This window comes from Marinovum sp. 2_MG-2023 (genome assembly GCF_030548265.1).
In the GTDB taxonomy this organism is placed as follows: domain Bacteria; phylum Pseudomonadota; class Alphaproteobacteria; order Rhodobacterales; family Rhodobacteraceae; genus Marinovum.
Genome location: NZ_JAUOSD010000006.1, coordinates 10,664 through 24,640, shown reverse-complemented (window position 1 = coordinate 24,640; position 13,977 = coordinate 10,664). Strand labels below are relative to the sequence as shown.

The following is a 13,977-nucleotide window of genomic DNA, read 5'->3' as shown; positions in this document are numbered from 1 at the left end:
GTTTGCGATGCGCCGCCCGACAGCCCCTTAACAATAATAAGCCGACCACATTGCAGGATGGGGCCGGTTAAAACCGCTGTGTTTTCGACCGTTTTGCGCATGCAGGGGCCGGCGGATCAGCTGCGCGGTGTCCATCGCGGCCGGCTTACGTCCCGGTTCAGCGGTTTACATCTGTGCCGGTTCATCCAACGCACCTGAAATGCGTTGGATAATGACCGTCGCCCCAAGCGAAACGCAAAACGCCGCTGGACTACCCGCCCGCATAGGGCGGCGCTTGTCGATCAGAGCCGGGCTTCCTGGCGCTCGCCCACCTTAAAAGGGGACAGGTTCGCGAGGTTCGGCCACCTTTCGTTGATCAGTCGCACCACCGCCGGAACCAGGGCCAAGGCCCCCAATATCCAGCCAATCACCAGCAATTTCCGCAACCGCCGTTCGCGCCGGGTGGAAACCGCCGGAATGGACACCACGGCCTCGATTCCCAAAGCACGTTCCAATTGGGCGGAACTGCGGATCGCGGGATTGGACATCTCCAGCATGAAGGCCAGCCCCAATGCGAAAATCACACTGGCAAAGCCCCCCATGACCGCAGTTTTCTTGCGGCTGCGCGACACCGGATGTTCCGGCACAAGCGCAGTTTCGAGCACCTCGAAACGCTCTGTTTGTTTTTGTTCCTGAAGCGACCTGTCGGTTTGGGCCTCGGCCTTGCGGGTGGTGACAAGCCGCAGCTGTTCGCGCAATTGGTCCAGATCGCGGCTCAGAATATTCAATTCCTGCTCAACCCGTGGCGCAGCGTTAAGCGCGGCCTCCACCTCGGCGATGCGTTCCTGTACCAGACGGCGCTGTTCCTCCAGCTGGGCAACCTGGCCTTCGACCACACCTTCGCGGGCACGCCGGGTGTTGGTTTGCAATTGAATGATGTCGCGATCAATATTCAACTCAGTCTGGCGCAGTGTTTCCAGCCGGGTCCGCTGCGACGTGACGGCGGTTGGCAGACTGTCGGAATGAACCTGTTTGTATTCGGCCAATTGCCGTTCCAGAATCAGGATGTCATCCGTCAGGCGGCGTTCTTCTCCGGTGAAAAACGCCAGGGCCTGTTCGGTCTGTTCCTCTTGGCGTGACCGCCCCTGATCAACAATCCGCGCCAAAAGCTCATTTGCCACATCTGCGGCCTGTTGCGGATCGGACATGGATACCGTGATGGTCAGGCCCGTGGGGCTGCCATCGGTCAGCCAGGGCTGGGCCGAATCCATCACCGGGGTGATATGGGTTGATTCACGGAACAACGCGACCTTAAAGCCGATCGAGTCGTCGACATCCTGGTACAGGCCGAAATCCTCAATGATCTCGATGACATTGTCGCGGGCCATCATCCGCTGTTCAATCAACTGCAATCGGTGGCCGGCATCGGTGCGCCCGGTGCGGCTATCGACAATTTTCGCGTCCTCGATCTGGACGACGGCAATCGCCTCATAGACCTTGGGTTGCCCCAAGGCGAAATAGACCGACAGCGCGCTGCCAAGCAATGCAATCAACATGATCAGGGGCAGCCGACGCCGGATCATCGACTTCAGATCACTAAACGATCCCAACTGGTTCATCATAACGCTCCAACATCGCGCCCCCGCGAGGGCATATTTTCCGACCAACATCGGTCGGTTTGGCCACGAAATGCGCCGAGGTCCGCAAGCGGCCATCGGGCACAGTTCGGGCGTAATGCCCCTCAGAGATCATAGGACGGCACCCGAAATTTCGCCACCTTTTTCGATAAATCCTATGGAAACAATCTGTTTCCGCGGGGTATTTTTCATATTAAAATCAATAAATTACTGATCAGTTCACGACTGCGGCACCCTGTTCCCGACCACATCATGGCCTATGCCCCGCGCCGGGCGCGCATTTCACGCCGACGGGCCATGGCATCGAGTCGCGCCGAGGCGCGTGGATTGTCGCTTTCTGGTGTGGTCTCGGCCTGGGCCGGGCGCGGCACCGCAACAGAATTTGCAGGCGGCGGCGGCACATTGCGCACTTTTCGCGCCGGCGCTGCGCCGCCGATTTCGCCAATGCGCGCAGTCAGCCCGGCAAGCGTCGGAAATCCGAACACATCGGCAATCGACAACCGGGGCAGGCCCAGTTCCTTGCGCAATTCGCGATGCACCTGCACCGCCAAAAGCGAATGCCCGCCAAGATCAAAGAAATTCGAACTTGGCGAAATGTCAGCAACACCCAATGTCGCACGCCAGATATCGGCAATTCGTGCCTGAATATCATCGAGGTCAATCTGCCCCTTCGGCGTTGCGGCCGGCGCTTCAGCCACAGTCGATTGTGGTGCAACAGGCACCGCAACAGGTTTTGTGACGGGCGCGGGGCTCCGCTCTGACAGGGCTTTGCGGTCGACCTTGCGGTTCGGCGTCAACGGAAATTCGGATACGTTTTCAAACCGTTGCGGTACCATGTAATCTGGGACATCCGCCGCCAGATCCCGCCGAAGATCGTCAGCAGAGGCACTGCCGTTCAGGAAGGCCACCAGCGTCTGACCGCCCTGCACCACCACAACCGCCTGTTTGACGCCAGCCATCGCCTCCAGCCGGGCTTCGATTTCGCCCAGTTCGATGCGATAGCCGCGCAGCTTGACCTGGGTATCTGCCCGGCCAAGGAAATCAATCCGACCATCCGCGCGCCAACGGGCCAGATCGCCGGTGTTATACATCCGCCCCGGGGCAAATGGATTGGCAACAAAGCGTTCTGCGGTCAGATCGTCACGCTGGAAGTACCCCCGCGTGACCCCGTCGCCGCCAATGAACAATTCCCCGACAACGCCCACCGGCGCCGGATCGCCCGCCTCGTCCAGCACATACATCTGGGTGTTGGCGATGGGGGTGCCGATGTCGCAAATCGCCTCTCCGCCGGTGGCGGGTGCCGTCGACGACCAGATCGTGGTTTCCGTCGGCCCATACATGTTTTCAATCTTGGCGTCGGTCATAGAGCGCAGCTCGTCAACCAGCGCGCCTGCCAGCGGCTCTCCGCCCAGCATGATTTGATCCACCCGGCGCAATGCCGCGCGGGTGTCTGGCGACAACAACAAAAGCCGCGCCATCGACGGGGTGCATTGCAGATGGGTCACGTCATGCCGCGCGATCTGGGCCGCGATGGAATAATCGGTGTCCGCCCCGATGTTGCAACGGCGCAGAACCTCGGCCAGCGGGCGCAGCCCATCGAGCACCTGATCCACCGCAATGCCATAGTCGATCAAACAGGCAACTTCGGTCACGCCAATGGTTTTCAGGCTGTCCACCCGCGCGACACAATCCTCGACCGTGCCAAACAGACCGGAATCGTCGAAATAACGCTGGAACGCGAAATCCAGGATCGCGTCCATCTCCTCATCCGTGAGCCCATCAAGCGACAGATCAAAGGCATTTGTCGCCCCTTCGGGACGTTTGAACGCCGGAAAAGCCCAGGCATATTGCTTGATCAGCCCGGCGGCGGAACGCAAATAGCCCTTCATCGGTTCGCGCGCCACGTCCCGCGCCGCGTCACGGGTGGCGGCAACATAGGTGTGCAGCATCAGCGTCACCTTGAAATCCGCCGGGTCATGACCGGCCTCGCGCAGGGCGGCGTGATAGATCTCGATCTTGCCCGCAACCTCATCCACCGACTGGCCAAGCAGATGGGTCAGGACATTTGCCCCGATCTTGCCCGCCTCTTGCCAGGTTGCGGGGTTGCCCGCTGTGGTCACCCAAATCGGCAGCTTTTTGGATACCGGGCGCGGCTGGGTCACGACGGCATGCATTGTGCCGTCCTTTTTGGCATATTCCACCGGTTCCCCGGCCCAAAGACGGCGCAGCTCGTCAATCTGGCGCAGCATTGCCGGTTTGTTGTCGGGCGGGGTGTTTTCCGGGCGCAGCACGAAATCATCCGGCTGCCAGCCACTGGCGATGGCCAGCCCGGCGCGCCCGTTGGTGAGGTTGTCGATCACCGCCCATTCCTCGGCAATGCGCGCGGTGTGATGCAGCGGCGCAACGCAGCTGCCGGCCCGCACGGCGATATTCTTGGTCGCGCCGGCCACCGCAGCACCGGTCACCGATGGGTTGGGATAGGGGCCGCCAAAGGCATGGAAATGCCGTTCCGGCGTCCAGACCGCGCAGAACCCGTTTTCATCGGCGAATTTCGCGCCTTCCAGCAAGGACCGGTATTTGTCCCGCCCGACGCCATCGTCATTGCCCCAGTAAAACAGGCTGAATTCCATGCCGTCGCCCGCGACCGAGGTTTCAAGCTTCTGTTCCTCGTTCACCAGCACCAGCTTGTAGCCACGGGCAAGGCTGTAGAAAATTTCCAGCACCGAGATGTCGAACGACAGGGATGTCACCGCCAGCCAGCTGCCGGGGGTGTCGCGGCCAATACGCGCATCCATGCCGGTAAAGAAATTCGACACATTGCGGTGTTCGACCATCACGCCCTTTGGCCGCCCGGTCGAGCCGGAGGTATAGATCAGATAGGCAAGGTCGGTCGCCATCGCCGTTGCCGTGGGGTTGTCATTCGCCGCGCCGTTCAGTGCCGCGTCACTGTCGAGCAGCAAAACCTCGGCGTTGCTTTCCGGCAATGTGTCGCGCAGCGCGCTTTCGCTAAGCACAACTGTCGCGCCGCTGTCTTCGAGATAGAGCGCAAGCCGATCGGCGGGATAAGCCGGATCCATCGGCACATATGCCCCCCCGGCCTTGAGGATCGCCAGCGCGCCCACCACCAGATGGGCGTTGCGATGGGTGCACAGCCCAACCAGCGACCCCGGTCCGACTCCCTTGGCACGCAGCACATGCGCGGCGCGATTGGCGCGGGCATTCAGCTCGGCATAGGTCAGGGCATCACCGCCGGTGACCAGCGCCGGGGCGTCGGGGGTTTGGCTGGTCTGGATTTCAAAGAACCGGTGAATTGTCGTGGCTTCGTCGAAGGCGGTTTTCGTTTGGTTCCACCCATGCAACAGCAGATCGCGTTCTGTCGCGGGCATCTGCGGCGCGCTGTCCCCCTGCGCCATGGCCTCGGCGATTGTGGTCAGACGTTGGGCCAGCAATTGCGCCATCGCATCGCCGATACGTGCCCGGTCATGGTGCAACGTGCCATCGGCGGTGACCGTGACCTTGGCCCCGGCCAGCGGCTCTGTGCCCGCCAAAACCAAGGCAACATCCGGCACATGTACCGCACCGATTTCGGGATCGCGCAGCCCAATATCAGCCGCAACGCCGACGCGCGCCAATAGTTTCGTCAGGTCATCACCGGCCCGAAACGGCACCCAGTTCAAAGCGAAATCCTGTGAACCGTGATCCAAACCGGCGTGGGTCAGGGCAATATCGGCCTGTGCCGTGCCCATGTTCTGTGCGGCCCAAAACGCAACCGCCTCGGCCTTTTGATCCGGTGAAAGCGCCGCAGGCCAGGCAAAGGAAATTGCCGCCACGCCAACGCCCTCGGCGGTGGTATCGACCAGCGCCGCCGGGGCAAAATCGCCCAACCGCTTGCGCCAATACCGATCTGCGGGGGCCAGTGTCGCGCCCAGTTCCGTCAGCGCCTGCGCATCCGCCTCGGAAACCACAGGCAATTGATCGCCAACGGCGAGATCACCCGCCACATCAAGGTCTGCGCCATCCAGTCCACGCAACCCGGACAGGCGCACCGCGCCCTCACCACAGGCCACCGTCACGTTTGCCGGATCCACCGCCAAAACAGTGCCGGCACTGCCGGAACCGGGGGCAACCTCGGCCCGGGACACAACGACCAGCCGATCCCCGATCCGCAGTTTCGCCGTGGTCAGCGGGTTAAGATACCCCCCATGATCCAATGCCCGCACCATACGCGCCACATCCATCGCCGGGTGATCCAGACGCAACATGCCCATCGCAGCGGGGCGATCATTCAGGCCAAAATAACTGCGGGCCGCCAAATCCTGAGTCTGGGACTGCGGCGCGGGGGATTCCAGTTGGGTCAACAGCTCTGCAAAGCTTTCGACCGCCGCCGCGTAACATTTCAGATTGAGGCTAAGGGCGGTGTCCTCTGGCGCGACATCAAACATGCGCTGCACAAGAATATCACCTTCATCTACCCCGCCCTCGATCTTGTGCCAGGTGATGCCGTGACGGGCCTCGCCCTGCAAAAGTGCCCAGACCGGCGCATTCAACCCGGCATAGCGCGGCAGGGGCCCGTCGTGGAAATTCACCGCACCACGTTTCGGCAAAGCCAACAGATCGGCCTGCAGGATGTCCAGATTGGCAATCGACAACAGCCAGTCACAGGCCAGCCCATTCAGCCGCGCGCCAAGATCACGCCCCGGGGCTTCGACCCGGATACCTTTATCGGTGGCCCACTGGCGAAGATCGGCGTTGCGGGTGACCAAAGCGGCAATGCGATGCCCCCGGTCCAGAACCTGGCGGGCACATTCACCGGTCAGCGTGTCATGGCCAACAATCACGGTCTCAAAGGGGGTCATGACAATCTCCTTGCTGGTCAGAACGGGGGGCCGGTGTGGCACCTTTGGTCGGGCGACGCCCAAATGCGGCGCGCACATCGTGTTTCAATAGATCACCGAGGAAATGCGGCGGATCGGCATGGGGTTTCCGCTGGATCACCCGCCGCAACCGCCAAAGCACCCCGCCGCCGACATGGGCCAGGGTTGCGAGCGCGGCATAGAGGCGACCATGGTTCTTCACGAAATAATACAGCCGCGAATCCAGCCAATATTGCGGGATACGGTCCCATTTGCGCATGCCGGTCGACACCGATCCGATATGCATCACCCGGCTTTGCGGCAGATACCAGGTGTCCCAACCATCGCGCGCGGCACGCAGGCAGAGGTCGGTTTCCTCGAAATACAGGAAAAAGGTCTCGTCAAAGACGCCAATGCGATCCAGCATCTCGCGCCGCATCATCATCGACGCCCCGGCCAACCAATTGACCGGCATGGCATGGTCGGGGATCTCCATTGGCACGCGGCTGTTGCGCAGCGCGCGGCTGACCGGGCCAAAGCGGATGGCATGTTCAAATTCGCCCGCGACCGACGGGAACCGAAAGGTCGTGACATGCGGCGCGCCATCCTCGCCGTAAATCCGGCTACCGGCAATGCCCGCCATCGGATGCGCAATCAGCCAATCCCGCAAGACCCGGATTGCATCCGGTTCCGGGAAGGCATCGGAATTAAGGATATAGACAAAATCCGGCGCGCTGCCGTCGGACAGACCGGCGTGAATGCCGACGTTGTTGCCCGCGCCAAAGCCACCGTTGTGGCCCGACGCCACAACCCGCACATGCGGCCAGTCCTGTGTGCGCACATAGTCCCGCAGGATCTCATAAGATCCATCGCCGCTGTCATTGTCGACAATCACCAGTTCGCCGTTCAATCCGTCCAACGCAGCAACCGCCGTCTCGGCGGCGCGTTTGCACATGTCGGGGGTGCGGAAATTCAACAGAACAGCCAGCAGGCGGGGATCGCTCATTCGGCGGCCTTTCTTGGGTGATGTTGTGACGTGGTGGCAACCTCGGTCGCGTCGATGGCCGCTTTTATCCGGGCGGCCAGCACCCGCACATTAGGCTCCAGTACCATGGAATCATGATCGCCCGGCACTTCTTCGACCTGGACCCCCGGCACATGCCCGGTCCAATCGTTGTCATGCAAAACATAGGCCCGGTCACTGTCCACCAAACGGCCCTCGGACACCTGCCACTTGCCATGCAGCGGCGGGCGGAACAAATGCAGGTTGCCGGACCAATCGCGCATCGGATAGCGCGCAATCGCCTGATAAAACGCGGCTTCAATGGCCCCGTTGTGGAATTGGTGTTCAGGTGAAGCATCCGCAGGCACAGCCCGGCGTTTGGCAATTTCCCAGCGGATGCGGTTGGCCGCCCAGCGCAGCGGATACATCACGCCCTGTTTGCGCAGCTCTTGCCATTGGATCAAAAGCCGGTCGCGCCATTCCAACCCGCGCCGCACCGGCAATGGCGTGTCGAGCATCACCACGAGGGCAACCTCTTCGCCCGCGGCCTCCAGCTGATGTGCCATTTCATAGGCGGTGATCCCGCCGCCGGAAAATCCACCCAGCAGATAGGGGCCATTGGGCTGGACCTGGCGAAGTTCGACGATGTAGTCGCGCGCCGCTTCGCGGATGTCGTCATGTGGCGCGTCATCGCCATAAAGCCCGCGCGCCTGAAGCCCGTAAAACGGCCGATCCGCCCCGATCAGATGCGCCAGATGACGCAGGTTCAGCACATTGCCAAACATGCCGGCGACCAAGAAGAACGGGGTTTTCTGACCCGCCTCGCCCTCATGCATGGGCACGATATGGGTATAGCGGCGGGGGGCGGTTTCTGATGTCTGTGGCGCGGCGCTGCTTTGCGACGGGCCGACCCGCGCCTCGATCAATGCGGCACAGGCGCGGATTGTGGGCGCCTCGAACAGGACCGAAATCGGAAATTCGGTGCGGTAGGCCTTTTTGATCATCGAAAACAGCCGCACCGCGATCAGGGAATGACCGCCAAGATCAAAGAAACTGTCTTCGACCCCGACCTGGCTTACCCCCAGAAGATCCTGCCAGAACCCGGCCAGGGTGCGTTCGATATCGGTCTCTGGCGCGACGAAATCGCTGTCCAGTTCAGGCCGTTCAAATGCCGCACCGCCCGAGGTGTCATCGCGTGTTTCACCGGCCTGGGCAATCAGGGCGTTCAGATCAAGCGAGGACACCACAAGCTGGGACACATCCGTTTCCAGGGCGCGCAAAAAGGCTTCGGCGCCTTCTTCGGGGCGAATACCCTGACCCAGATTGTGTTGCAGCCGTTCCTCGGCGGCGGACAGGGGTTGCACCGTATCGGCGTCGTCAAATTCCAGCTCATTTGCGTTCGGCTTTGGCGCGGCGGTCAAACCGCCCTCGATATCCAGGCGTTTGATGGAAAACCCTTCGATGGCAACACAGACCGTGCCGGCCTCGTCCATCAAAGTGATGTCGAAACGCGCCACCGGATCGGACATGCTGTTGGTCCCGGCGTTGCGCACCCAGCTGACCAGCCGATCAGGCAAGGGGCCAAACACCCGCACCCGCCCATAAGACATCGGCACCCAAAGGGCGGCGGCGTCATAGCCTTCGATCAATTCCATCGCCCAGCCTGTGGCAATGTCCATCATCGCCGGGTGCAACAATGTCCCGGCCGTTCCATCCCCGGCCGCCTCTGGCGGCAGGGCCAGATCGGCAATGCCCTCGCCCTCTCCCAGGGATTTGGCGTGCAGCACCCGCCACCGCGGACCAAAGTTGAGATGCACCTCTTGCGCCGAACGCAGCGGAATGTCGCTGTAATTTGTGCCCGCGCATCGGGCGCGGATGGCCGCCAAATCCACCTGTTGCGGCGCGGCCAACGGGGCCAGCGACAATTCCGCCTCGGCATGCATCTGCCAGCCGGTGCGCCCGGCGTGATCCACCGCGCTGCGCAAGGACATGACATATCCCGCATCGCTGCGGTGAAGCCGCAGGCGCACATCGGTTGCAACATCATCCGGGGTTTGCAGGGCACGCAGGAAGGTGAGATCGCGAATTTCAAAGGCGCCGGTCTCGCCCTGCGCCTTCAGCGCCTCGGCGGCCAGCTCCAGATAGCCGGTGCCGGGCAGCACGGCGACACCGCTACGGGTGCGGTGTTCGTCCAAAACCCAATTGTCCTTGGGCTGCCAGGATGCCTCGAACTGACGATCGCCATTGGTGGCGAATGTGGCCTGGTCCAGCAACGGCATGTCCAGCGGCAGGCTGGGGGTTTCGGGCGTGACACCGGTCCGCTCTGCGACCGCATCGGCGGCCATGCCAACCTCGGCCCAGATCCCCCAGTTCAACGCCAGCACACGGGTCTTGCCGCCATCCCGCGCGCGGGCAAAGGCGTTCAGATATTCGTTGGCCGCCACGTAATCGACCTGACCCGCCGGGGCCGTGACCGTCGAACTGGACGAAAACAGCACCAACCAGTCGAGATCGCCATCGGGAAAGACCTGGCCCAGCACCTGGGTGCCATGAATTTTGGGCGTCAGCACATTTTCAATGCCGATCTGGTTCTTGGTCAACAGCGGCGCATCGTCGATCACACCCGCAGCGTGTATCACCCCATGGATGTCGCCAAACCGGGCGCGGGCATCCGTCGCAACCGCCTGCATCTGTTGCAGATTGCTGACATCTGCGGCGGCGATCATCACCTCTGCGCCGTGCGATTCCAGCGATTGAACCGCCTGAATGCGGCGGGTGATTGCGTCTTGTGGGCCATGGCCGCGCAGATGGCGATCCCATTCAGCCCGATCCGGCAGGGCGCTGCGGGCCACCAACACGATATTGGCGGCACCCTCTGCAATCAGGCGGGCCGCGATGCTTTGGCCAATGCCGCCAAAACCGCCGGTGATCAGATATGTCCCGCCTGCGCGCACCGCCGGGGCCTTCACCTCTGGCAGGGGAATGGGGCGCGGCACACGCACATAGCGCTTTGTGCCACGCAATGCGGCCTGAACATTCGTCGGCGGCGCAACCAGATCTTCGAGCACCTGATTGGTCAGATCCGCCAATTGCGCCTCGCGTCCCCGGCCGCGCCCTTCGGGCAGGACCAGATCCACCAGCGCCGTGGTCACCCCCGGCAATTCGCGCGGCATCACCCGCAGCGGACCGGCAAGTGTCGATTTCTCGGGCCATGGCAGCGCCTCGTTCCGCACCCGCGCCGCGCCATTGGAAAAGGCCGTGATATGCAGCGGTTTCGGCAGGTTTTCGTCTTCCATCGCCTGCGCCAGGAACAGAAGCGTGTAAAAGCCATGTTCCGCCACACGATGAAAAAACGATGATCCGGGCCGGTGGCTTTCGTCGCGGGTCACCAACCAGAAATGCGCCACACGCGATGGCACGATCCCCCGCGCCATCAGATCGCGGATCAAAAGGTCAAACCCTTCGCGCCCCCGTTCTGGCGACAGGACATAACTGGTATCCGACGCGCGGGCGAATGTGTCACCCGGCCAGACCTCGATCACCGAATGATCTGCGGCCCGCAGCCGGTCCACCACCGGACGCGCCAGTCCGGCATCATCCATAAAGACAAGCCATGTTTCCGGGGATATGAGCGACAGCTCACTTTCTACATCCACCTCGCAGGCCGCAAGCTGGGGCACCCAGGCCATGCGGCTGGCCCATCCGGAAATGTCATCATCGCGCATGAGAAAGGTCTCTGCGCGGCTGTCCTGAACCTTGCCCGGTTCGATGAAATACGTCTGGTGCTGAAAGGCATAGGTCGGCAGGATCACCCGATTGCGCCGTGCCTCGCCCCAGATCTGCGGCCAGTCGATGGCAACGCCCAGCGCCGAAAGCCGGCCAAGCGCGGCCATGAAATAGCTGTCATCGGCAATGTCATCTTCGGGGTGACGCAGGGTGCCCAGCACCTGATTTCCCGGCAGGTCGGGATGTAGGCGCGCCAGCGACGACAGCGCCTTGCCCGGACCGACCTCAAGAAATACCCGGTTCGGGGTTTTGGCCAATGTGGCGATGCAATCGGCAAAAAACACGGTATTGCGCAGATGCCCGACCCAGTAATCCGGGTCGGTGGCATCCGCATCGCTGAGCGGCGCGCCGCTGCGGTTGGAAATGATCGGAATGCGCGGCGGATGCAGGTCGATGCTGCGCAGATAGGCGCGGAAATCATCCAGGATCGGATCAAGCATGGCGGAATGCGCCGCAATGTCGATGGCCACGCGCTGGCAATCAATCCCGTCCGCCTGAAGCCGTTTTTGCAAATCTTCCAGGCCCTTGTCGGAACCTGACGCCACCGACAGATCCGGTGCGTTCACGCTGGCAAGGTCCAGCCCGTCGCCAAGGTATGGCCGCAGCGCCTCTGCCGAGAGTGAGACCGACAGCATGCCACCGGCGGGCACGGTATCAAACAATTGCCCGCGCAAATGCACCAGACCAATGCAGTCTTCGAACGACATCACGCCCGCCAGACAGGCGGCGGTGTTTTCGCCCATCGAATGGCCGACCAGCGCCTTTGGCGTCACATCCCAGGACAGGCAAAGCTGCGCCAGCGCATATTCAACGATCATGATCAACGGCAACTGGACCGAGGGTTGCTTCAACCGCTCATCGGCCCGTTGCCGGTCCTCTTCGCGCGGCAACCAAAGCGCGCGGATGTCGTAATCCAGCTTCGGTTGCAGAATATCGAGGCCACGATCAATCCAGTCGGCAAAGACCGGCTCTGTCTCGTAGAGATCCCGCGCCATACCGGCATATTGCGCGCCACCGCCGGGGAACATGAAGACCACATCGGGCGCCGCGTCCAACGCGGTATGGGCAAACACCCGACGCGGATCGAGCGTTTCCAATTGTTCCGCCGCCTGTTCATGGCTTTCAGCGACCAGAATACGGCGGTGTTCGAACTTGCGCCGACCGGTTTCCAGCGTATAGGCCACATCTGCGAGCTTTTGTTCGGGATGTGCGCGCAGATGGACCGCCAGCGCGCGGGCATTTGCCTCGACCGCTGCTTTGCTGCGCCCGGTCACGGTCAGGATCTGAAACGGCCAATCGCTGTCTTCCGAGGCCGCGCGTTCCGGGGCCTCTTCCAGCACCACATGGGCGTTGGTGCCGCCAACCCCCAGCGAATTCACCCCGGCGCGACGCGGACCGTTGCGGCGACCCCATGGGGTCAGCTGGTCATTCACCGAAAACGGCGAGTTTTCGAAATCAATCGCCGGATTTGGTTTTTCGTACCCCAAACTGGGCGGCATTTCCGCATGTGTCAGCGCCAGAGACGCCTTGATCAGGCTGGCAACCCCGGCAGCAGTGTCCAGGTGGCCGATGTTGGTTTTCACCGATCCGATGCGGCAGAATCCGGTTTCGTCGGTGGTTTCGGCAAAGGCTTCGGTCAGGGCCGCGACCTCGATCGGGTCACCAAGATAGGTGCCGGTGCCGTGGCATTCGATATAATCGACGGTCTCGGCGCTTATGCCCGCCATCGCCTGTGCCTCGGCAATGGCAGCGGCCTGACCCGCGACCGAGGGCGCGAGATAGCCGGCCTTGGCCGCGCCGTCATTGTTGACCGCGCTGCCCTTGATCACCGCCCAGATGTGATCGCCGTCGGCAATGGCATCCGCCAGCCGCCGCAGCACCACCACACCAACGCCAGAGCCAAACACCGTGCCCTCGGCCCGGTGGTCAAAGGCGTGGCATGCGCCGTCCGGCGACAGGATCTCGTTTTCCTTGAAAAGATATCCCCGCCCCTGCGGCAATTCGATGGTCACGCCCCCCGCCAGCGCCATGTCACATTCGCCGTTGATCAGCGATTGCGCGGCGTAATGCGTCGCGACAAGCGAGGTGGAACAGGCGGTTTGCAGGTTCAGCGACGGCCCTTTGAGGTCAAGGATGTGGCTGAGACGCGTGGCCATGAAATCCTTGTCATTGCCAGTATGGCGCAACAGGAACATGCCGGTGCCATCCACCAGATCGGGGTTGGAACAGACGTTGAAGTAAAAATAGCTGCCCATGCCGCTGCCGGCAAAAACACCCACCGGGCCGGGGGCTGTGTCGGGCATATGGCCGGCAGTTTCCATCGCCTCCCAGGCGCATTCCAGAAACTGGCGATGCTGGGGGTCCATGATCGCGGCATCCTTGGGCGACAGGCCAAAGAATTCGGCATCGAAATCGGCAAAATGATCCAGCGGCGCAGCAAAAGGCACATAGTTGCGGTGATGGATCAGACCGGGGCTTTCGCCTGCGTCGCGCAGATCCTCGTCACTGAGCCGGCGAATTGAGGATCGACCGTTGCGCAGGTTATCCCAAAACGCGGCAATATTGGCCGCACCGGGCAAACGGGCCGCCATTCCAACAATCGCAATATCAGTCTCGCTGAAATGAGCGAGGTCATGTTCAATTGACATCCGACAATCCCGTATGCCCCCGGTAAACGGAGGTAGTTTCAAATTGAGGTAATTTAAGGGCAAGTTCCCGG

At 61.9% G+C, this 13,977-nt stretch carries 4 protein-coding genes; all 4 read right to left on the bottom strand.

What is annotated here, in order from left to right; genetic code table 11:
* Nucleotides 1-281: 281 nt before the first annotated feature.
* A complete protein-coding gene (locus tag Q4577_RS08815) occupies nucleotides 282-1,598 on the bottom strand; it encodes a chain-length determining protein (protein ID WP_303468178.1) in 1,317 nt (438 codons plus the stop codon).
* Nucleotides 1,599-1,873: 275 nt separating this feature from the next.
* Nucleotides 1,874-6,472: a MupA/Atu3671 family FMN-dependent luciferase-like monooxygenase gene (locus Q4577_RS08810; protein WP_303468176.1), complete on the bottom strand. Its 4,599-nt coding sequence runs from the start codon at nucleotides 6,470-6,472 to the stop codon at nucleotides 1,874-1,876.
* A complete protein-coding gene (locus Q4577_RS08805) occupies nucleotides 6,459-7,475 on the bottom strand; it encodes a glycosyltransferase family 2 protein (RefSeq protein WP_303468174.1) in 1,017 nt (338 codons plus the stop codon). The genes Q4577_RS08810 and Q4577_RS08805 overlap by 14 nt, the downstream gene beginning before the upstream one ends.
* Nucleotides 7,472-13,906, bottom strand: coding sequence for a type I polyketide synthase (locus Q4577_RS08800; RefSeq protein ID WP_303468172.1), 6,435 nt, complete (start codon nucleotides 13,904-13,906; stop codon nucleotides 7,472-7,474). The genes Q4577_RS08805 and Q4577_RS08800 overlap by 4 nt, the downstream gene beginning before the upstream one ends.
* Nucleotides 13,907-13,977: the final 71 nt, after the last annotated feature.

What these genes read in the sequence shown, in the direction of transcription:
- Q4577_RS08805 (WP_303468174.1), bottom strand. Translation starts at nt 7,475, where the DNA reads ATGAGCGATCCCCGCCTGCTGGCTGTTCTGTTGAATTTCCGCACCCCC.
- Q4577_RS08810 (WP_303468176.1), bottom strand. Translation starts at nt 6,472, where the DNA reads ATGACCCCCTTTGAGACCGTGATTGTTGGCCATGACACGCTGACCGGT.
- Q4577_RS08815 (WP_303468178.1), bottom strand. Translation starts at nt 1,598, where the DNA reads ATGAACCAGTTGGGATCGTTTAGTGATCTGAAGTCGATGATCCGGCGT.
- Q4577_RS08800 (WP_303468172.1), bottom strand. Translation starts at nt 13,906, where the DNA reads ATGTCAATTGAACATGACCTCGCTCATTTCAGCGAGACTGATATTGCG.